At 50.4% G+C, this 20951-nt stretch carries 15 protein-coding genes; 12 read left to right on the top strand and 3 right to left on the bottom strand.

Features of this window, described 5'->3' with window-relative positions; translation table 11 throughout:
* The first annotated feature begins 20 nt into the window (after nucleotides 1–20).
* Nucleotides 21–3512 carry a RodZ family helix-turn-helix domain-containing protein gene (locus CWM47_RS03350; RefSeq protein ID WP_100986357.1) on the top strand — a complete coding sequence of 1164 codons (3492 nt, stop codon included), beginning with the start codon at nucleotides 21–23 and terminating at the stop codon, nucleotides 3510–3512.
* Nucleotides 3513–3526: 14 nt separating this feature from the next.
* On the opposite strand, the gene CWM47_RS03345 is transcribed toward CWM47_RS03350, so the two are convergent.
* Entirely contained in the window at nucleotides 3527–3736 is a 210-nt protein-coding gene (locus CWM47_RS03345) for a hypothetical protein (RefSeq protein ID WP_100986356.1), read from the bottom strand.
* A gap of 129 nt (nucleotides 3737–3865) precedes the next feature.
* Between CWM47_RS03345 and CWM47_RS03340 the strand changes: the two genes are divergently transcribed.
* The 4 genes from CWM47_RS03340 (at nucleotide 3866) to CWM47_RS03335 (ending at nucleotide 6662) form a co-directional block, all read left to right on the top strand.
* Nucleotides 3866–4366, top strand: coding sequence for a hypothetical protein (locus tag CWM47_RS03340; protein WP_100986355.1), 501 nt, complete (start codon nucleotides 3866–3868; stop codon nucleotides 4364–4366).
* 59 nt (nucleotides 4367–4425) lie between these two features.
* Nucleotides 4426–4581 (top strand): hypothetical protein, encoded by a 156-nt coding sequence (locus CWM47_RS37980; protein ID WP_157815890.1) that lies wholly within the window; start codon nucleotides 4426–4428, stop codon nucleotides 4579–4581.
* A 1-nt stretch (nucleotide 4582) separates the two neighbouring features.
* The gene (locus CWM47_RS37975) at nucleotides 4583–4744 is read left to right on the top strand and encodes a hypothetical protein (protein WP_157815889.1); all 162 of its coding nucleotides are present in this window, start codon (nucleotides 4583–4585) and stop codon (nucleotides 4742–4744) included.
* 121 nt (nucleotides 4745–4865) lie between these two features.
* On the top strand, nucleotides 4866–6662 hold the full coding sequence (locus CWM47_RS03335) for a hypothetical protein (protein ID WP_100986354.1): 1797 nt from the start codon (nucleotides 4866–4868) through the stop codon (nucleotides 6660–6662).
* A gap of 337 nt (nucleotides 6663–6999) precedes the next feature.
* On the opposite strand, the gene CWM47_RS03330 is transcribed toward CWM47_RS03335, so the two are convergent.
* Nucleotides 7000–7644, bottom strand: coding sequence for a hypothetical protein (locus CWM47_RS03330; RefSeq protein WP_100986353.1), 645 nt, complete (start codon nucleotides 7642–7644; stop codon nucleotides 7000–7002).
* A 236-nt stretch (nucleotides 7645–7880) separates the two neighbouring features.
* On the opposite strand from CWM47_RS03330, the gene CWM47_RS03325 reads away from it, so the two are divergent.
* From CWM47_RS03325 to CWM47_RS03295, 7 genes are read left to right on the top strand one after another with little or no spacing between them, the layout of a single operon-like run.
* Nucleotides 7881–12335 carry a tape measure protein gene (locus CWM47_RS03325; protein ID WP_100986352.1) on the top strand — a complete coding sequence of 1485 codons (4455 nt, stop codon included), beginning with the start codon at nucleotides 7881–7883 and terminating at the stop codon, nucleotides 12333–12335.
* A gap of 48 nt (nucleotides 12336–12383) precedes the next feature.
* Nucleotides 12384–13037: a hypothetical protein gene (locus CWM47_RS03320; RefSeq protein WP_100986351.1), complete on the top strand. Its 654-nt coding sequence runs from the start codon at nucleotides 12384–12386 to the stop codon at nucleotides 13035–13037.
* Nucleotides 13019–14926 (top strand): hypothetical protein, encoded by a 1908-nt coding sequence (locus CWM47_RS03315; RefSeq protein ID WP_100986350.1) that lies wholly within the window; start codon nucleotides 13019–13021, stop codon nucleotides 14924–14926. The genes CWM47_RS03320 and CWM47_RS03315 overlap by 19 nt, the downstream gene beginning before the upstream one ends.
* Entirely contained in the window at nucleotides 14923–16092 is a 1170-nt protein-coding gene (locus CWM47_RS03310) for a hypothetical protein (RefSeq protein ID WP_100986349.1), read from the top strand. Before CWM47_RS03315 ends, CWM47_RS03310 begins: the two co-directional genes overlap by 4 nt.
* Nucleotides 16093–17568 carry a hypothetical protein gene (locus CWM47_RS03305; protein WP_100986348.1) on the top strand — a complete coding sequence of 492 codons (1476 nt, stop codon included), beginning with the start codon at nucleotides 16093–16095 and terminating at the stop codon, nucleotides 17566–17568.
* Between the two features lie 2 nt (nucleotides 17569–17570).
* Nucleotides 17571–19133, top strand: coding sequence for a hypothetical protein (locus tag CWM47_RS03300; RefSeq protein WP_100986347.1), 1563 nt, complete (start codon nucleotides 17571–17573; stop codon nucleotides 19131–19133).
* Between the two features lie 9 nt (nucleotides 19134–19142).
* The gene (locus tag CWM47_RS03295) at nucleotides 19143–20597 is read left to right on the top strand and encodes a hypothetical protein (protein WP_100986346.1); all 1455 of its coding nucleotides are present in this window, start codon (nucleotides 19143–19145) and stop codon (nucleotides 20595–20597) included.
* Nucleotides 20598–20656: 59 nt separating this feature from the next.
* Here CWM47_RS03295 and CWM47_RS03290 read toward each other — a convergent pair whose 3' ends face one another.
* Nucleotides 20657–20935, bottom strand: a complete 279-nt coding sequence (locus tag CWM47_RS03290; RefSeq protein WP_100986345.1) for a hypothetical protein — start codon at nucleotides 20933–20935, stop codon at nucleotides 20657–20659.
* Between the last annotated feature and the right edge of the window lie 16 nt (nucleotides 20936–20951).

Here is a 20951-nt window from a genome sequence, read left to right as displayed (position 1 = left end):
ATGCCTATTTTTACACTGCCATGCGCCCTTTTTTTCATCGACAGTTCCTGTTTACGTTTGTCTTTCTGCTGGGTAGTCTGGCCGCCACCGCCCAGCGCATTCAGCCCAGAGCCGTCCGGCTCTACCGGGTGGGCGATAACATCTTGCGGACCGATTCGCTGGGCAATAAGCCCGAGCAGTATTCCGCTTCAGCGGTGTCGGTTCGGGCATTTACCAGTTCTTTGGTAACGGTCGAAATTTACGGCACGGCCGACTATTACCCACCAGCCAAACTGCTCAATCAGTCCGGAACGCCCTACGGTACCACTGTTGAGGCAACAGTACTGGCCTATTTGGTCGCCACGACGGTATCTCCCTCATCGGGTACGGCTACGGTGGATACCGCTGTGGTGGCATCAAGAGCCTATACCGACCCACGGTTCAACACCTTGACCACCAAAGCGAATAGCCTGAGCACGGCCGTGGCAACTGCGCAGGTAACGGCCAGTAACGCCTTGCCTGCCAGCACCTACACGGCCAATCGGTCCACGGATCAGGCCGCGACCACGAATGCGCAAAACACCGCCAATACGGCACTAACCGCGGCTAACAGTGCGACCGCCGTAGCCAGTGCGGCCCTGCCTGCATCAACCTATTCGACCAATCGGACGACTGATCAGGCGGCAACTACCTCCGCCCAATCAACTGCCAACACCGCCCTGAGCACGGCCAATAGTGCCACGGCTACGGCGGCATCGGCCTTGCCGGCTAGCACCTATAACAGCAACCGAACAGCTGATCTAGGTATTGTCGCTGGCAAAGAGCCAGCCCTGCCAACAGGCACCTCGGCACAGTACCTGAAAGGGGATAAAACGCTGGGCACCTTGAATCAGGACGTTGTACCTGATGGAACGAATAATAAAGCCTATACAGCCAGCGAGAAAACCAAGCTGGGTACTATTGCCAGTGGCGCTACAGCCAACGATACGGACGCCAACCTGAAAAACCGGGCCAATCATACGGGTCCTTTGCCCGATGCGGCTCTTAGCGATGTAGGTACGGCTGGTACCGTAGGTGGAATAGGGCAGATGATTACGTCGGTAGTCCGGGATTCCAAAGGTCGGGTGATCGGTGTAACAACCGTAGCGGCACCGACTGGTGCTGCAGTCGATACGGTTAATACGTTAGCTACCCAGTACTATACGAATCAGTTGCTTACCAACTCGCTGATCGGCGCCTTGCCAACGTCAACGGCCAGCCTGACGCTCAATTCGGCCTTACAAATATTCTGGCATAATGAAACGGCCCTGCCCGGTGAAGAAGTCAGTATACAGGGTGCCTTTCCGGCGAATGTCACGGTACAGGCATCACTAAATGACCAAACCCCGTACTTTAGCCTACCCATTGTCAGCCAGACGACCAACTTCGTGAAGGTCAGGCTGCCGGGATTTCCGGCCTTGCCTGCCAATGCCGTTTATACGTTCTTTATTAAGTCAGGAACAGGCAAATCTTACAGCCGCCATATAAACCGGGCCAGAGCCACAAATTTCAACTCGCCTGACATTTATGCGGGTGGGCCGTTAGCAATCAAGGGCAGAAACCTGATTGTTCCGGGTTATACCCCAACCATCCGGTTTGTCTCGCAAACGAATGGGGTCAGCCTAAACGGTACGTATGTAGCTACCGGATCAGACCCCTACAAAATCAATGTAACGTGCCCTCTAGCCATTACAGTAGGGCAAACGTACAGTGTATTTGTGTCCAATGGTGTCGGGGGGTCACTAGCCGAAACTCAGGTTATAGATGAAACGGGTAATACGGCTACCGGTGTCACTGCCATTGTGGGTACAACCGACAATTTCGGTTTAGGAATTGGTTTTTCGAACCGCTTCCCGGTCTGTACCGGTGCCAATTCGACTACCCTTACTGGTTTCAATGCCCAGCAAACCGGCTTTTTATCGGCCTTAAATTCGGCCTTAAATACGCGAAGTAGTGCCGGGGGCGGGTGTCTGGTGTTGCCCGATGGCGTCTATAGCCTTACGGCCACCGGTAGTCCGTTCGCGGGGGTTGATATGCCTGCCAATGTGGTCTTGATGGGGACCAGTACGGCGGGTACAATCCTTCAGTATGGCGGGGCTGGAACCAGTATTAGTAAGGTCGTCTACTTTGATGGGAGTAAATCCAATGCGGGTTTATACAACCTGACCCTGACAAACCTGAGCACGGCAACCAGTGGGTTTAGTGCCGGGCTGGTCAATGGTCAAACCTTTTTTATAAAAGATGTCGTTTGGAATCAGGGCAAACAGGATGGGTTTGAGTTTAACAACTCCAGCCGAATCATTGTCAAAAACAGTACGCTGGTTAACGGCCCGAATACGATCCTGCACGGAGCCATCCGCAACGCGTCAACCAATTACCTGAGTGTTATTGGTACAACCATTCGTTGTATGACGATGCACATTTACGCTGACAAAGCGAAAAATGTGTTTCTGGAAAACAACGTGTTTGACCGGGACCTGTCGATTGGCAAAATCAATACCACCGACGACGTTCACAAGGTCATTATTAATAACGTCAAAGGTGCCTACATTGCCCGGAACGCATTCAAAACGACCAACGGCACGGTACCCCGAAACCTGAATGATGGGGAAGCCATCCTTGCCGAACAGCCGACGAACCCGGATTTTGATCAGGGGACCGTGGGTAGCGCGACCACCACGACACTAACGGATGCGACCAAAGCCTGGCCGACAACGTTTGATCAGGCTCCGGTCGTCATGATTATAAAGGGTACGGGGTTTGGGCAGTGGCGAACGATTACCAGTCGAACTGCTACCGTGTTAACCGTTAGTAGTCCGTGGGCGATTGTGCCGGATGGAACGTCTACGTATGCGATTTTTAACTGGGGCCTGGAGAACTATGCCATTGTTAACAATAGCTTCGACAATGAAGCCAGAGGGATTACGATGTACCACGCTCCGCAGTACGGGGGCGATATAGCCAACAATGTACTGACCAATTCGGGCGCGATTGACATTACCGCCATTGAGGAAGTACTAAGCGCGACCAAACGAAAGTTTACGCCGGTCATCAATTTGAATATCAATGATAACACGGTTTCGGCGGAAACCGATCTGGTCAATGGAGCCAGCATTGGTCTTCAGGCCATCCAGCACGGGGTAACAACGAGTTGGGGTACGATTTCAACGAACCTGCGAGTCGTCAGAAATACGCTGAACGGGAACGTGCCGACCAACAAGCCGGTGATTCAGGACGAGAACTTTCCGGAAAGTTTTAACGCCTACCTCGTGTTTCATAACACCGGAAGCAGCTACGTGGATGATAATACCCCGTTTATTCTGGGCAGTATCTTCATGAACAATACGACCCGGAATGTAACCGTGCCCTACACGCTCAACACCGGCAGTTATCATACCACGATTACCCGGCCAATTCAACTGACGACGGGTACCAACAGCGATTCGGCCATACCGAATACAGCAAAAGCGTCAACTTTAACCATTACCAATTAGTACTGGATTAGCTTCTAATGATCATGTGGAACGCTGAGTATCCCTACCAAATCCAGATTGACGGATGCACGCAGACTTACCGGTTTGACACCTTCGGGGAAGCTATCTGCTCCTTTTTTGAGATGAAGCGTCAGCTGGGTGAGGCCGCCGTCCGGTGGGTCAATCCGGTCAGCCCGCCAAAGAAAAATTCCGACCAGCTCCACCCAGTCGGAATTCCAGTTCATCCATTAAAATAACAACAGTAACAACAGTAACAAGATCAGTATAAGTAACAGTATGAAGATCAGTTTTTGTAACAGTATACTTTTTAGAATGCAAATGGCCATAAAGGTCACCTGCCTACCCTACTAATTATGCAATCTTTTGATGAGCGAGTGGCCGAAAAGCAGGAACTGGATGTGTTGATCGAACGGGGCATGCGCTTCTCGGTGCCCAAACGGAGCCTACTGCGGTATATTGGCAAGCCTGATCGGAGTTTTCTGCTTCAACAGCCTTATCTGGGTACGCTTGATAGGCTCAGTGCGGAATTTATTCACCTGGACCTAAGCGAAGAGCGGTTGGCAGCCGACTGGCTGAGCGAGACCAAACACCTGACCCGTGCGCACGTAACCCGCTGCGCCCGCATCGTGGCCATGGCCATTCTGAACAGTCAGTGGAGAATCAGGCTGTGCACGGGCCTGTTGAGTCGCTACTTACTGTGGCACCTGACGCCCCAGACGCTGCTGAGGCTGGTACTGGTCATTAACAGTTTGAGCAATATCGGGGATTTTATCAACTCTATTCGATTGATGTCCGCAAAGGAACGGACGACAATGCCGGTACGGATAGAGACTCCGGCAAAACCACGGGCCTGAAAAGCCCCTTCGGCACCCGGGGCAGCATCTGCGCCCACTACCACTGGAGCTGGCAGTATTTGCACTGGGGCATTCGGTGGGGGCTATTGGAACGCATGATGATCGATGCGCCGGGGTATGAAGCCAGCAAAAAAAAGGAGAAGACCGATGAGCAGGCCGAGCAGCCGCTGACCAAAGAAGTGGCTGAGAGGATTTTAAAGAATTTACCCGTATAGCATGCAAACGTCCGACGGCTCTCTATTTTTTGACGCAGGAATCAATGATGTCAACTTTCGCACCTGGCTGGATCAGGCCGAACGGCGCGTGCTGGGCTTTTCCAGTATTGTCGTCCGGGAAACCTCGCGCATCGATGAGAGCTTCAAACGGCTGGGCCAATAAATACCATATATAATATTTTCAACTAATAAAGGGTGATTTCCCCGTTTTTTAAATTTTTACAACTTGGTAGGTTGCAGCACTGAACAATTCTCATATTTTCATTTAAGTCAAATTATTAATTATGCGAACCTCTACCATCTTGTTTGCCTTTTTGCTTTTTACTTTCATGATTAATGAAAAGTGTTTTAGTCAAAAACTTGAGTATAGTAGTAATGGATTTGGTTTCACAAAAGGTACAATTAATACCGAAATCTTATCTGATATAATTGCTGCAAAACAAGAAGAGGTACAGATAAGGATTTTTAAAAATCTTATTATAAATAATTTCATCAAGTCTAGTGATAAAGAAAAGAACTTCGTATTATATTACTACATATATAATACAATGCGAAATTTGACCTTGGAGAAGAATAAAAAAATAATTACTCAAAAAACAACGAATAGTTTAATAGAATTTGCCTTAGTATATAGCTATACAGCGGCTTTGCTAGAAAAGTATGGGGATCCAAAAAATCCAGACCATGTAGACTTTATTGATAATTTACAAATAATTGCAAAAATTGATAATGACCAAAAAATACCAACTAATGAAAAATTAGTCATAAGTGATTTGTTACTTGTTGAAACAAATAAAAATATAAATTTTTCATTAGCCTCATCTGAATTCTTAAATGAACAATTTAATCAGATAAAAAAGGATCCTGCTAAAACAAATGAGGCTAATAAAAATCAAGTGGAGCAGCAGCAAGTGCAGTATCAACAGCAGCAATCACAGATTCAACAGCAGAAAGAAGTAATTAGTAATAAGAACAAATCTTTATCGAATAAAGCATTCACTAAACAATATTTGATAAATTTCTTAATAGATTTTTCTTTTGATTACTTGAGAGCCAGTAAAACCTTTACTGATAAAAAATTATTTGTTTCTAGTTTAAGAAATGAAGACAATTTTAAAAGTTGGTGGAAATCAGATAGTAAGTTTAAGCGGCTTTATAACACTGATGAAAAAGAAACAAATATTAAGGCTACACCAGAGTATATAGGTCTTTTTAAAAATATGGAAGAGTTAACTGCTCAAATCTTCACCGGTAAGATAGGCGAGCTCAATAACTTCGCTTTCTATATTAGCCGTATATATATCTTAGTAAGTGGATTAGAGAGTGATGGATTTGATATAAATAAGTTAGATAAAAAACAATATGATAACTACAAACAGCTATTAATCAACCTAATCAGTTTACTCAGACAAACTGATTTAAATAATACAGCAGCTAATGTTATTAACTTTACCTTAGATTATACCTTAATTGAGTATAAGGAAGCCACACCAAGTGAAAGTGGTGTATTGTATGTAGACATAGAGTCTCTAATTCAGGCACTAGATCAAAAATATAATAATATAGCTAGAAAAAGCAGTATTGGTCATCTGGCCTTAGTACCAAGGCCCTATTTCAATATCGGTATAAATGATGGTTTGTTTTTATATAATAATCAATTAAGTGAAAATAAAACAAACCTTAAAAATATATATTTAGCGTCTGAAAAGATTGGCCTTAGGGTCAAAGTTGCTGATTGGAAATATGTTAATTCTTTCCAGCCTGGGGAAACCTATAGATTTTGGGGAACGTATTATACAACATTAATTCCAAGAAAAGAGCCGCTTATCGCTGACATGTATTTCAGTATATATGCATCGGGCGTACTGTATAACGTGGCTAATTTAAGGACAGATAGTAATTTTTCATCTGGCTTTATAGGTGCCAATGTAGGGCTTACCTTTTTTAACGGTTTAGGTTTCAATCTGGGGTTAGCCCGGCCGTTTAACACAAACCTTTATAAAAGAGAAAATACCTTTGTAACACTTAGCTTTGATATACCGATAATTGAATACATAGTGGCTGCTAGGAAAAAGAAATGAAATAAAATTTCTGTATATTATAAGTGGGCAAGTAAGGTATTGGAGCTAGGGAAAACATCAATAATGAATGCCTGTAATGGCCAATAGTGGGACGGCAAAACCCGGCGATTTTACCCAAAAACTTCACGCGACAGCTATCTTTGGCAGTACGTACCGGAATAAAAAAAACAGCCGCAACCAAGTAGGTTGCGGCTGTAGGCAAACATTATAAGGCACTTAAACTATGTATTAACCAGTACTATTACATGGCCTAGTTGCAAACGCTTTATTGGTGAGTTTTTAATGAGGTAATGGTAAAACAGAAATCAATTGATTATTAGGCCTTAAGTCCTATATTCTAGGGTTTAAATACACGTACTATAGAATCGAAAGCTTTTGCTATTCTGTCAGACAACGGTATTTTAAGAGGGTCTGCCACCATATACTGAGCACCAGCACCCGAAACGATCAAGGTCGCCTGGGGATAACGACCTCTAAATTTTATTCCATTCTCATCTTTATAGTCATCTTCGAACGAAGTCGCAAAAAATGATATGCCAATGGCGGAAAAGAGTTTATGGGGCCTTACCAGTATTTTGGTATTGCTAAATGTTTCCGGTATCGCAAGAGGACTGTCTGGGTTTATGTCCTTACTGTTTCTTGACTGGGAAAGATCTCCGGAAGTACCGCCAAATTCCTCAACAATCTCGGCCCCATCGTAAACATGTATGTCTGTTATACGACAGTATTTTGTTTCGATTAATAGGGTGACGCTAACCAAGTAAGGATTCGATCGCCCAAAGGTCGTTAAGGTAGACGTCAGGGGTATATGAAACCAAGTTCCCGGACCCTGCATATCTCTAACGTCAAGATTACCAACTGTACTTTTAGGCGGTTCTTTCAATGAAATTACCGTTCCCCAGCCAACTTTCACAAATCCTGTCAGAACAGAAAGGTTTTCTGCTTCAACAGCCGTCCCGTGCGTAAAAACAGAGTATTGCATATCCAATGTTTTAAGGTGTTTATTAATCGTCTAAATCTATTGGCTGGATAAAAATTGACTTAAGATAAGTACTTAGTCGGTATTGCTATTCGTCTGAGCAACATAATTTTTGACTATATTTTTCTTTAATGAATTGATAGTCAATTGCTCAGTGCCCTTCTTGACGCTATCTATTAATAAAAGGTTTTTATTACCTTTAATGCTTAAATTATAAGCACTTTTAAGGCAAGGTCGAAATGAATTCAGTTGATGGAGCACTTTCATTCAATGCCAGTATCAATGATGTAAACTTTCGGGCTTGGCTTGAGCAATCTGAAAGGAAGGTGCTTGGATTTTCAAATACCGTCGCTCGTGAAAGTGCCAAGATAGATGATTCCTTTAAGCGTTTAGGCCAATTAGCCGCCGGCTATTTCTCGTTTCAGGCCCTTTCGGGCCTTCCCGAACAGATTATAAAGGTCCGGGGTGAATTCCAGCAGCTGGAAATAGCCTTTACGACCATGCTTCGCTCCAAGAGCAAAGCGGATGCCTTTTTAAAAGAAGGGGTGGCCTTTGCGGCTACCTCGCCCTTCTCGCTTCGGGATATTGGTCAGGGTCAGAAACAACTGCTCGCCTACGGTTTTTCGGTAAACGAAATCATTCCGGCCCTAAAACGCCTGGGCGATATATCCGCCGGACTGGGCCTGCCTCTGGAGCGGCTCACCTACCTCTACGGGACGACCAAAACCCAGGGACGGCTGTTTGCTCAGGATCTGAATCAGTTCGTTGGGTCAGGTATTCCGCTCATTGCGCAGCTGGCCAAACAGTTTGGGGTTGCCGAAGACAAGGTGCGGGCCCTGGTCGAAAATGGAAAGGTCGGTTTTGCCGAGGTTAAAAAGGCCATCGAAGGCATGACATCGGGCTCCGGTATTTTTGCCGGAACCCTCGACGCCCAAAGCAAGAGTTTACTGGGACTGAAAGAAAAGCTGGGGGATGCCTACGATGCTGTGCTCAATGAGATTGGCAAGAAGAACGAAGGCATTATTGCCAATCTGCTCAACACGGCGACCGATGTGGTTACGCATTATCAGGATATCATTGATATTCTGAAGGTGGGCGTGACGGTCTACGGCTCCTACCGGGCGGCTTTGTTGCTAGTGTCTACCGCCCAGCGGGCCAACCTGATTTTTACCCAAACGATGGCCCTTCAGCAGGGGCTGGCCAGTCTGTCAGGAACGACGCTCACTGCAACCCAATTACGCTTAGCTGCCTCCACCTCACTGCTGTCACGGGCCCAGGCGGCCCTGAACGCCACGATGCTGGCCAATCCGTACGTGCTGGTCGGCACGGCCCTGGCCGCCCTGGTCACCTACGTGGTGCTGTTTGAGGATGAGACCAAAAAGCTCAAGTCATCCCAGGAGATTCTAGCAGATTCGGGCAAAGAAGCCATCTCGAATTTCAACAAACAGCGCGGGGAGATTAAAACTCTGATCGGGGTGATTCGCAATCAGAACGTTGCTGAATCGGAGCGGTTAATAGCTTACGAGAAATTAAAATCGGTAGCTCCCGATGTGGTGGCGGGACTTGACTTTCAGCGGGCTAAAACGGTTGATCTGACCAGTGCGGTCAATCAGTACCTAATCTCGCTGCGCAAGAAAATCCAGCTGGAGTCGGGTCAGAATAAAGCCAAAGAAGCCTACGATCAGCAAACCGAAGCGGCCGAAAAACTCAAAAAAGCGGAAGATGATCTGATTGCCAATCAGGGTAAAACGGGGCGGCAACAAATCGGTATGGGGCTTACGGCGGACTCGCCGTTGGTACTGGCCCGGAAGAATTTGGAAGCGGCTCAGAAAACCAAACGGGAAGCCGATCAGGTGGTGGGGCAGGTCGAACAGGCGCTGTCAAATATCTACGCTGGCACCAACTCAAAAGCCGAAATTGAAGCCAACATCGCCCGGCAGGAGCGGTTGATGGCAGGTTTAGACAAATTAAGCTTTGGCTATAAAATAGCCGAGGGTAGTCTGAACGACTATAAAAAGCAGCTGGCTGAACTCACCGCCGGCGAAACCAAAGTACAGGCCGTTCAGGGCAAAACTATTGAGCAGCTGGGTGAGGAGATCAAACTCAAAAAAGAGTCGTTGTCGACCGCTAATTCCGATGCCCAGAACGCCAAAATTCGGGCCGATATTGACAAACTCGAAGCTCAGCACCGAAAGCTCAGTGGTGTTCTAACGGCGGAGGAGAAAAAAGCGGCCCGCAATGCCGATAAGGTGGGCCCCTATGGCTCGGTGACCTACTGGGAGAATATCATCAAGAAAGTCGATACGGTCCTGGGCAAAACGCCCAAGGACAATACGGCTGAGATTGCCCGGCAGAATGCCATTAAGCTCAATGCGGAGAATCAACTGGAGCTGGCCAGAAAAGCCACTGCCCTTAAATCCTTCGATGAGGAGCTGAGTGACAAACGAGCCAAGTATGAGCTCTATACCAAGTGGGTTTCGGCCTATGGCCAGCAGGCGGCGGATGCCCAGTTTGCGGGGTTACTAAAATCCGGCCAGTCGTACGTCGATTATTTGAATACCCAGATTCAAAAACTTGAAGCGAGGGGCAAATCGGGCAAACTCGATGAGAAAAGTGCGCTGAACCTATCGGCCCTGATCGATGAGCGGGATCAGGTAACGGGCAAAAAATCCAGTATTGATCGCTTTAATGAGAGTTTACGCACCGCCCAGACTGAAGCGGGCAGTTTATCACAGTATCTGATCGAGCTTAAAAAGCGCCAGGATGAGCTAAATAAAACCAAGCCGCTCTCCAAAGACGACTTTGACATCCGTCGCCAGCTGGCCGAAGAGACCGTTCAGGTCGAGCAGCAACTGCGTCAGCAGCTGGATCAGTTCCTGACGTCTTATGCCTCCTCGGGTCAGCAGCAACTGGCCATTCAGCGCGATTTTGCCGATAAGCGGGTAGCGCTGGATAAGCAGTATGCAGACAAACGCGGAGCGGCTTACCTGACCGCGCTGGGCGTCATTAACACCGCTGAAAAACAGGCGCTTCAGGAGTTTCAACAGCGAAAACTGGAAGAAACGGAGGCCTACAAAACGACTACCAAAGTCATTCTGGAAGAGGGTCGAAAGGGCCTAAAAATCCAGATCGATAACCAGAAGGCCGTCGTTGAAAGCGCCAGAACCTTATTTGGAGAAAACAGTGAAGCCTTTAAAAAGGCTCAGAAAGAGCTCAACGCCCTGCAAAAGCAGTTCAGCGAGGGTGATATTGCCATAGTCAATCAGTATGCGTCGGTCATTAATCAGTTCGGTCAGAGTCTGATCAGTATGGGGGGCGATGCGGCCCAGGCCGGTGAAGCCCTGGTAGCCCTTTCGTCAAACGTGGGCCTGATTGCCGATTCGTTTAAAAAGGGCATCGAAAAGTCCGAACTCTATAGTAATGCCATTCAGGGGGTGATCGGCTTGTTTAGCGCCATCACCACGGCCGCTTCCCAGCGCAAAAAAGCCGAACTGGATTATTACAATGCGGTCATTGCCCAACAGCAGCAGTACAATCTGTTGTTAAACCAGCAGCTGGGTACCCAGGCCAAAGCGAGGGAGAATATCTTCGTAAAAGATTATACGGGTGAATTAACGGACGCCTTTAAACAGTTCGATGATGCCCAGCTCAAGTATCAGGAGAGTCTGAAAAAGCTCAATCAGGGCAAAGCCAAAGCGGGCCTTCAGGGCTATTTCGATTCGAGTACATTCCTGAAAACTGTAGGGTCGGGAGCCGCTACGGGCGCGGCCATTGGTGCCATTGGTGGGCCAGCTGGCGCTGCAGTAGGTGCGATTGTGGGCGGCATTGTGGGCGGCATCGCTGGCTTTTTTAGCTCGAACAAAAAGGTTGACGAGTTCTCCTCGCTGCTTAATCTGTACCCAAACCTGATTCAGAAAACGGCCGATGGGGTCGATACGCTCAACACCAGTCTGGCCCAGACCCTGATCGATCAGGGTTTAGTCGACGATCAGACCAAGCAGCTTCTTCAGTCGACCATCGACTGGCAGAAGCAGATGGATGAGGCCCGGCAGGCCATTAAGGGCATTGTATCAGATCTGGCTTCGGGGCTGGGCGATAAACTGCGTGATTCACTGGTGGGCGCCTTTGAGGATGGCACCGATGCAGCCGCAGCGTTCCGTGATTCGGTCAGCTCGATTCTGGAAGATCTGGTGACCAAGATGCTGTTTTCCAAAGCCTTCAATGGCCTCTTTACCCAGCTTGAAGCCGATCTGACCAAATCGCTTAACGTCGCTGACGGGGGCGATGGGAACGTGATTGATGACTTTCAGAAGTTTACCGACAATTCCAAAGGTGCGCTGGACCTCTTTAACCAGTGGCTTCAACAGTTTCAGGATGCGGCCAAAGCCTCGGGACTGGATGTGTTGAAGCCGACATCGGGCAGTTCAGCTTCGAAGAATCCCAATTCGGTCTCGAATGCTATCGCCGGAATTAGTGAATCGACGGCGAATGTACTCGAGGGCCAGTTTAACGCCATGCGCATCATCGATGCCGATACCAATGCAGCCATTCGTCAATCCCTGATCGTTCTGTCGGGCATTGAGAAAAATACTGGCCGTACTGCCGACAATACCGATTACCTGAAATCGATAGATAAACGACTTCAGCAGATTGCCAACGACCCGACGCGGGGAATTGGCGGTACACCATTATAAATTTTTGGCTTGTAAGTGCTTATAATATAAGTATAAAGATAGTGTTTGATGGACTTAAATTATTCAATTAACGCGGTTCCTTTTTCTCAACTGGGCATTCATGTGACCCGCTCATCGGGTGTTGTGGACGGGCTGGAGCTAAAGGATCCGTTCCGTGTCGACTGGCCGGATGCACATGGGGAAGTAGTGGACCTCTCACGCCCCCGCTTTCAGGCCAGAACCATTACCCTCGAGAGCTGGATGGTAGCGCCCAGTGCCGATAGTTTCATTACCCAGTTCAACAGCCTTTTGACTGAACTGGTCCGCTCAAACACCCAGCGGCTCAAGCTCACTCCCGTTACGGGCAAACCCCTGGTGTTTGAGGTCTACGCCAAAGGAAATTTGTCGGTTAAAAAAGAGTGGCGGGACGGGGCCATGGTGGGCGAGTTTACCCTTAGTCTGATCGAGCCCCAGCCGGTCAAGTATGTACTGATTGGTACGGGCAACTCCACCGCCAGCATTCGCCTGACGGCCCCAACGCCCATTACCCTCTACTGGGGAGACGGGACTAAAACCCAGATGCAGGGAACCAATCAAACCCTGACCCATTCGTATGGCGGTTCCGGAACGGCCAAATACTACCTGATCATATCGGGAGAACTCGAGCGCATGAGCGTCCAAGAAAAAACCAACCTGACTGACCTATGGCCCCGCTTGTACTAAGAAAACCGGATGGTACCCAGCTACCCTTATTAAGTCTGACTGCGCTTCGCGGCCTATCGGACGGTGAGCAGCGGGTGGATCTATTGACCGGCGATACGCTCACGCTGGAGCTTGATTCGACCGCTGTGCTCGATATCGGTATTGGTGATACGCTGCCCATTTTCGGCCAGCTCTACACCATCAACACCCTGCCTTCCGAGACCAAACACGGCGAGCATCAGTTCAGCTACACGGTGGTGCTGGAAGGGCCGCAGTATCACCTGATCCGGGTAATGTTCTTCGATACGGATGTGCTGGGCAATGCCCTGAGCAGTACGTTCAGTCTGACGGGTAATCTGGCTTTTTTTGCGCAGGTGCTCTTTGCCAACATGGTCCGGGTGTTCTCGGGAGCCTGGGGGCTGGGGTCTGTGACGGTGCCGGGAGAAAGCACCCAGACGGGCGTTCCGGGCCAGCCGGTCGATGGCACGCTCACGGCCGTAAAAACCCTTTCGTTCGAGAATGAGAATTGCCTGACCGTGCTACAACGCTTGTGCGATGAGTATGGCACTGAGTTCAGTATTGAATACAGGCCCAATGATGCGCCAAACCGGATCCTTTCTATCGGCCCTGCTGGTAGTATTAAGTCTGATGTGTATCAGTATGGACAGGGCAATGGCCTCTATGAGCTCACCCGCCGGCCCGTTGATAAGACACCGTTTTTCACCCGGGCCTACGTATTTGGGGGTAGTAAGAATCTGCCCGCTGGCTATCGGAACTTTGCAACGCGGCTCCAACTTCCCAACGCCAACCCATCGCCTACAGCATCGCCCTGGGATTCGTATGTAGATGATTCGGCGGCAATTGCTCAGTATGGACTAATCGAAGGCACCGTTGTCTTTGAAGATATTTACCCCACGTTTAGCGGAACGGTGGCCGAAGTAGTTGATTCGCTGGCATTCACTAGCCTCGGCATCGGCTTTGATCCGTTCGAAGTCGATCATGTGGTAATTGATTCTGCTGGCAACCCCAAGCCCGTCTTCAAATACCAGATACCAGGCGTAAAGCCTAAAGTCTCGTTTCTGACCGGGCAACTGGCGGGCTATAGCTTCTATCTGATCAAGTATTTTACCAACAACTTCATTCTGCAACTAGAGGCATACACCGACGAAAACGGCTTGGTTTTCCCGGCAACCGATCCCGCCTCGCCGTTCAAAATCAGTGTCGGTGACACCTACACGCTGATTGATCTGCTCATGCCCGATTCCTACGTGACGGCGGCTGAGGAGAAACTGCTCGCAGCGGGCCAGGCCTGGCTGGCCGAAAACGGAGCGCCCTCGATCGAATATGCTCTGACAATCGATGAGCTGTATTTGAAGGGAAAAGCCAATGATTTTGGTCCCGTTCCGCTGGATAATCCGCCCAATTTCTTTACCGTGGGCGATGCCATCCGGCTGGTGGATACCGATCTGAACATCGACCGGCTGGCCAGAATAACGGCCTTCACCCGCGACGTGCTCATGCCATATAAGTACACGCTCACGCTGGGCGATATCCGAAAGGTCAATAGAGTGCAACGGGTGCTCTCGCAGCAGGCCAAAATCAAAACGTTGATTTCAACCGGCGGGCTCAATGACCCCACGGCTCCCGCCAGCAGTCCGGCCAGTTTGCCGCAGGACGTGGCAAAATCAATTGCTGATCAGATCAGACCCATTGCCCATGCAATGACCTATACGCTGACGGCCACGGCCCTGCCAACGGGTTTTATGAACCTGGCGCATAACAATCCGGTGCGGCATCAGCTGCTGGTGGATATCTATCAGGGCACCCCCGGCCAGGGCACCCTGGACGTTCAGACACTGATCGGCCGCATTTCGGGCATCGGTCGCAAAAAACCCTTTCTACCCGGATGAACTACACGATTGTTCCCAGAGGCACCGCAAGCGGCCCCGGCTGGCAATACCGACTCGAACAAAATGGCGTGTTCAGTGCCTGGCAAGACTGGACCGCGGATCTGGCCTTTACCACCGATCCGTCGGGCAGTGAGCTGCAAACGGGTGTACTCTACTGGCTTTATGCCCGCAATGCTGCTATAACTGCTTACGAACCCGGTTCGCTAGAATCCGAGCTGGCAGCCGCTTTAGAGATTTTGCCCAGCGGATCGGTTATTTCGGCAACACCGGATGGATCAGTTGGAGGAAATGAAGGCAGCGTTAATACGAGTACGGGAAAATCACTCTTGCAGCTTACCTGGGAAGCCGCCGTCGATACGGCCGACCATCCGTCCCAACTCGGCGCTGTCAAAGCGGGGCTGGCCATTCGCCTATCGGAACTGATTAATCTGGAAGCGGCCATGAACCTTCTGATAAGCGGAGCCGGCAACAACCTGATCTGGCGGGGGAACACGGGTGCCACCGGTGGTTATTACGCCCAGTGGACCGACGTATTTTCCAATATCGTCACCAAATTCTTTGCCGGAATCCGCTCGGACGGGCTGGCTGGTTTTTCTGACGATGCGGGCCGTGTCGCGGGTTTTCTGCGCGAAGACTTTATCGTGCAGGGTATAAAAAAGCTGCTCGCCGGTCAGGCGAAGGCCTTGTTTCAGGACGTGAGCTTATCCCGGCTATTGGCTAATACCGGTTCCATCACGGGTTTGTTTGCCCCCCAGACGGATGTCAATACGGGCGAGAGTAAACTGGTGCTGGTTAGCCGGGATCAGGTCTTTGCCTACATCCTCCCCAGCCTGACTGCCTACCTGGACAGTATTGATTATTCAAATGGCATGGATGGGGATTCGCGGCCCGTACTGGGTATTTACTGCTACGACGCGGCTCCGCCGTCGGGAGAGGCTCTGACCTATCAGGATATCGACATTACACCGTCCATGATCGGGGTCATGCAGTCGCATAATTTGCAAGTTTCGGGCAATCTGATTTACCCGGTGCTGACCGATTCGGAGTACCGCAATGCCTTCGACTATATGAGTATTGTCTTTACCGGTACGACCGGCTTCACCATCACCGGGGCCAGTGATTTCACCGGTCAACTACACCTTCAAAAACGTAACCTCGCTTCCTAGATGAGCCGCTATTTACTCCATATTCTCCTACTGCTTACCGCCCTGCCCGGATTGGCTCAGTTAGGACCAAGCCCCAAAAATTCGGGCGCTACGGGCATCTATAACCTGGGTAGGCGAGCCGACGGCATTCTGACCGAACGGGGCAAAACCGGCACGGCCACTCCCGTAGCCATAACGCCCTACATGAGTCTAACGAGTCTTCGCGCTAACAGTAGCCTGGCTATGCCTGTCTCGATTAACCTGACGGACAAATACCGGCAGGGGACGTTCGTCTATGACCCAACCGATACGTCAACGCCCGACAATGGAGGCACGGTGCTGGTGACGGCCAGTAACATGCGCTTTAAGCTGGTGCATAACGGCGAAGTGCCCATCACCCAGTTTGGCGCCATTCCGAACGATAATCTGGATGATACGGACGCATTACGACGGGCGCTGTCGAGCAACGTACCGTTGCTGGTACCCAACGGCCTGTATGAAGCCAATGACAGCTTAGCGGTTATCAACACCGGTTCCATGCGCATCCGGGGCCAATCGCCCTCAGCCGCCATACGCATGAATGCGGATAAGAATCTGCTCGTTTTTACATCCAATGCCGCCGGGGGCGGTATCGTCGATATCCGGGACCTGACGCTGATTGCCGGCGTGGACATGACGACTGGGGCCGCTATCAAACTGCGGGGGGGATATGCCCAGAAACTCGGCTCCGTGACGGGGGTGACCATCTCGCGGTTCTCGCCTGCCCACGAATGGAAGTTTGGCATCTGGTGTCAGAATCCCCTGGAGTTCGTGCAGAAGGATAACATCATGCGTGGCAACGGGCAAAGCAAATTCATTGGCTCGTATTATACCTCTTCCCTGGCCGCGGTCAGTCCGACCCTGGACAATGTGAAGGTATACGATGCCAAAACAGGGGTGAGCATCGTCAGCGCTTCGCAGCCGGGCATTGAAGGGGTAAAACTGCGGGGGTGTGATTTCGTGGGCGTCTCCAAAGGCCTTGACGCGACGAGTACTATACCACTGAACAGTTACGTACCGCCCGGTATCCAGCTCACCCAGTGCCACATCAACGCCATTGATTTCGGGGTGGCCATCGAGAATTACGTGCAGATCGGCCTGAGCGATAACATCATTTATTTAAACAGCATCAGCACCACCATTGGCACCAACCTCTACAACGTGGCCCAAGTGCAGATTCATAACAACCAGTACTTCCGGGTAGGCTCGGGAACGGTCTACGGCATCGTGGCCAGCTTCGGGCTCAACCTGGACATGCAGATCAGTTCGAATCTGTTTTCGATGAAGCCATCCGGTGTTGAACAGGCCATCTGGCTGGGACCCGGCACCACTTACAGTACGGTCATTAATAATACGACCTCGGGCCTGGGTGGAAATTCCTACACCGATACGGTGAACGGCGGGGTACTCAATCAGGGCAGTAACAACACGATCACCGGTAACGTAAGACGCAACTAGCTATGGCCAGAACTATTGTTATCAAACTAAACAGACTAGCTTCAGAGCCAGTACTGACCACTACCGATCAGGGCAGCCAGTTCGTCTATTATATCGTGCCAGCGGAGGTGATCCTCAACGTGGACGATATCGAATCACCCCGCCGATCAGGCTTTGGCCGCTACACCGGCAATATTGCTGACCTCTCCACCGATTGCGGTGTGGTAACACCGCCGGACGGACACGATCCGGTCTGGACACTCGCTAGTTTGCCTGGCGCTGTTGCCAGTGCCGAATACTCGATAAGTCTGTACTATAACGAGGTGGGCACGGCTGATAATGGCAAAACGATTGTCGGTATCGACTACAGCGGGGGCATCCCCTCGTGGCTGATTCCGAGTGTGTCGGTTTCCGATAACAAACTCTCCCTGCGTGGCACACCACCCCCCGGAACGGCCAGCTTTACGGTTACGCTTAAGCTTATTCAGTCCGATAACCGCACGGCCAGTAAAACATTTACGGTCGTTGTTACGACGGCTACCCCGTACCTGGTGGCTCGCTACAATCCAGCCGATGATAAAATTACGGTCTTTTCGGGTCCCGATGCGGGCGAAACAACGCTTCCCCTCCTGACCGATACGGATACGACTGGTCACGCCAGCCGCGAACAGATGCGCTATTTCGGCGCCAATGTGGCGAATCTAGAGACGAGGTATCGCTACGATAGTGCAACGGGCCCGGCCAAAGGGTTGCACGTTTTCAAGCTGGAGCACCTGGGCAAAACCAAGTATGGCAGCCTGACCATTGCCAATGCAGACACCGACTACCAGGTTATCACGCTTTCAGACACCCCGCCTGTAGTCACGCCACCCCCAGCGGTTTCGGGAGCCGTGATTGCTATGGATGCCCGCTGGATCCGGACACGCGCTGGCGATCCCTGGGGCGAAAACAAGGTGTATGTCTGGTTTAACGTATCGAACAGTGATGACCTGATTCTTTTCAGTAAATCCCAGGCATTCGGCTTTCCTTATGCGCAACATACTGAGAATATGCGCATCACGGGCGATGCAAAAAACTACACCCATAGCAGCAGTGTGAACTCGGTGGCGGGCGACGTAGTCACCTTTAAATTCAAAGCCAAAGGCCAGGCCGATTCGGCTTTTCAGGAGATCAGTGTAAACGTTCCCGGTGGAGCCAGTCAAACTACAGCCAGAACCCAGATCTACCCAGTTGTGGAAACCAACCCGCCGGTAACACCCGGCTCGGGTAGCGCCAGCATCGCTGCTCAGCAAATTGTATCGGGTGGAGCGGGTCTGCTGACCCCTTCGGTGCAGTGGTCATCGGGCAAAGCCCGGATCGCCAACCTGGCGACGCCATCGGTACCCTCGGGCTCTACACTCTACTACTGGATTTCGGGTCAGCAGCCAAGCACGAGCCTTCCGACTGGTTACGACTTTAATCCCGGCGATGACGTGGGTGTAATGGTGGCCATTGTGCCCAACAACATCAATCCCAACGACGGCATTAACTGGACCGGCAAAGGCTGGACAAACATAACCATCGGCCCCGCGCCGGTAGCCAACTAATTGTTATCTATGAGCCTCGCAACAAGACCTTCCTGGCTGACGCCAACTGATTTCTGGATCGCCAGGGCGCAGAAAGAAGCGCCCAATTTTACCCTGCCCGAGGGAAAACAGCATTTTGCCGTACGCAAACGTACTGATATTACCTCTGACAGTATTGTCGGCAAAGCCAGTGTCAATGCAGTCATGGACACGGCGGCTAGTAACGAAAAACAGATTAACTGGATTCACTCCAGCATCTGGGGCAATTCGGGCAAATCACCCGCCACCAGTGGACAGGCTATTTCGCAACTTACCCAGCAGGACTGTGAAAATGTAGCCATGACGCTTCCTTTATGTTATGCGGAGGCCAACGAAATTTATGAGGGCAATCCCTGGGGTAGTTCGGATCACCACCTGATTCAGTTTCGCTGGTTTTATAATAAGCGCCGGGCCATGTATGCGGCCGCAAACAACGGGGCTGGTTTGCCCTATCGTAACTACGGTACGTATGGAGCCTGGGACGTCTATAATGGCGACCCCTGGCAGTACCAGACCGGCGATGGTAGCAACAAGGCCCCAAACGATCCGTTCTTCAAAGCCAAAATTGCCAGTGTCTCTGCCGCCCGTGCCAGTTGTGATTACTTCACGACCAGAGAACCCGAAGGCGTTGGGGCAATCATCAAGCATTACGCTGATCAGATCAACTACGCCAGTCGGTATTATAACAAAGCGTTTGCGGCCGAGGTGATGGCGCTCGGTATGGGAGCCACACCCGGCATACCACCGGCGAAGCTGATTTTTGTGATGTGGCCGCACATCGAGGGGCTGAATGGCAACGATGGCTTTCAGCACAATGGTTACTATGTCGATCGGCGCATCGGCAATGTGGGTACCGTAAGAACCTTCAACAAGCATCCGCAAATCGACTATGATTATTTAGTTGGTAACGTCTTCTGTATCGGGTTCTGTCGCACGATCGGGTATCTGCCCTTCGACGAGCGGACGCACTACGGGGTTGATCCGATGAGCATGCGATCGGGTGATTCCAATTCAACCTGGATGCCTTTTGTGAATGGCACTCCGGCTCCGGAGACGGCTGATGGCTATCCTGATGAGCCCATGCGCTGGCATGATGCGGGTCCTGAAGCGGCTTATTATTATTCGCTCTGCACCAGAACCGCAGGTGAACCCTGGCGCTACTGCCGCTATCAGGAAGAAGGATCGGGTTGGGTCGATCCTAAAACCGATGGTACCACGATTCTGGAGCATGCTTCGGCCAATGATGGGGCCTATTCGGTCAACGGCAGACGCGGCCGGGCTGATGCCATGTACCGGGTAAAAGGCTCAGCGCTCGATGTGTGGGTGTTCGATCCTAGTCGGCCTAAAAACAGCAAAAAGACGATCACCCTGGAGCCTCTGCCGGGTAAACAGATTCAGTTATCGGCCCAGGGGAGCAAGCTGTATCTTTATAATGAAACCATTTAATGATCGATTGGCTTCATTGCGTTCGTCAATAAATTGATCAAAAAAGCCCGGTCTTTTCATCAGACCGGGCTTTTTTGATTAACCACTCGTTTGGCAAACATCTCGCCTTCACCCGTTAGTAACCACTGGGACGAGATGCCAAAGTCCCGCACCAGCCAGGTCAGAAAACAAAGTTCGAAGCCCATGGCCGGGTTTTTCCGAAGTTTGTAGAAATTTCCCCAGTTCAGTTCGTAGCGCGTGGCAAAGGTTTTTTTGCCCCGAATGATGCGCCGTTTTACGAGCTCATCAATGGCCTCAAAAAACCGTTTGTTAATGGCCTCTGATTCAGGACGCAGCATGTGTGTTGCAGTAAGG

This window comes from Spirosoma pollinicola (assembly GCF_002831565.1).
In the GTDB taxonomy this organism is placed as follows: Bacteria; Bacteroidota; Bacteroidia; order Cytophagales; family Spirosomataceae; genus Spirosoma; species Spirosoma pollinicola.
Note: the sequence above shows the minus strand (reverse complement) of the source record. Positions and strands in the feature narration are given on the sequence as shown.

Coding starts and splice junctions, on each gene's coding strand:
- CWM47_RS37975 (WP_157815889.1), top strand. CDS start 4,583: ATGCAAACGTCCGACGGCTCTCTATTTTTTGACGCAGGAATCAATGAT.
- CWM47_RS03310 (WP_100986349.1), top strand. CDS start 14,923: ATGAACTACACGATTGTTCCCAGAGGCACCGCAAGCGGCCCCGGCTGG.
- CWM47_RS03340 (WP_100986355.1), top strand. CDS start 3,866: ATGCAATCTTTTGATGAGCGAGTGGCCGAAAAGCAGGAACTGGATGTG.
- CWM47_RS03325 (WP_100986352.1), top strand. CDS start 7,881: ATGAATTCAGTTGATGGAGCACTTTCATTCAATGCCAGTATCAATGAT.
- CWM47_RS03345 (WP_100986356.1), bottom strand. CDS start 3,736: ATGAACTGGAATTCCGACTGGGTGGAGCTGGTCGGAATTTTTCTTTGG.
- CWM47_RS03315 (WP_100986350.1), top strand. CDS start 13,019: ATGGCCCCGCTTGTACTAAGAAAACCGGATGGTACCCAGCTACCCTTA.
- CWM47_RS03335 (WP_100986354.1), top strand. CDS start 4,866: ATGCGAACCTCTACCATCTTGTTTGCCTTTTTGCTTTTTACTTTCATG.
- CWM47_RS03305 (WP_100986348.1), top strand. CDS start 16,093: ATGAGCCGCTATTTACTCCATATTCTCCTACTGCTTACCGCCCTGCCC.
- CWM47_RS03330 (WP_100986353.1), bottom strand. CDS start 7,644: ATGCAATACTCTGTTTTTACGCACGGGACGGCTGTTGAAGCAGAAAAC.
- CWM47_RS03350 (WP_100986357.1), top strand. CDS start 21: ATGCGCCCTTTTTTTCATCGACAGTTCCTGTTTACGTTTGTCTTTCTG.
- CWM47_RS03295 (WP_100986346.1), top strand. CDS start 19,143: ATGAGCCTCGCAACAAGACCTTCCTGGCTGACGCCAACTGATTTCTGG.
- CWM47_RS03290 (WP_100986345.1), bottom strand. CDS start 20,935: ATGCTGCGTCCTGAATCAGAGGCCATTAACAAACGGTTTTTTGAGGCC.
- CWM47_RS03300 (WP_100986347.1), top strand. CDS start 17,571: ATGGCCAGAACTATTGTTATCAAACTAAACAGACTAGCTTCAGAGCCA.
- CWM47_RS03320 (WP_100986351.1), top strand. CDS start 12,384: ATGGACTTAAATTATTCAATTAACGCGGTTCCTTTTTCTCAACTGGGC.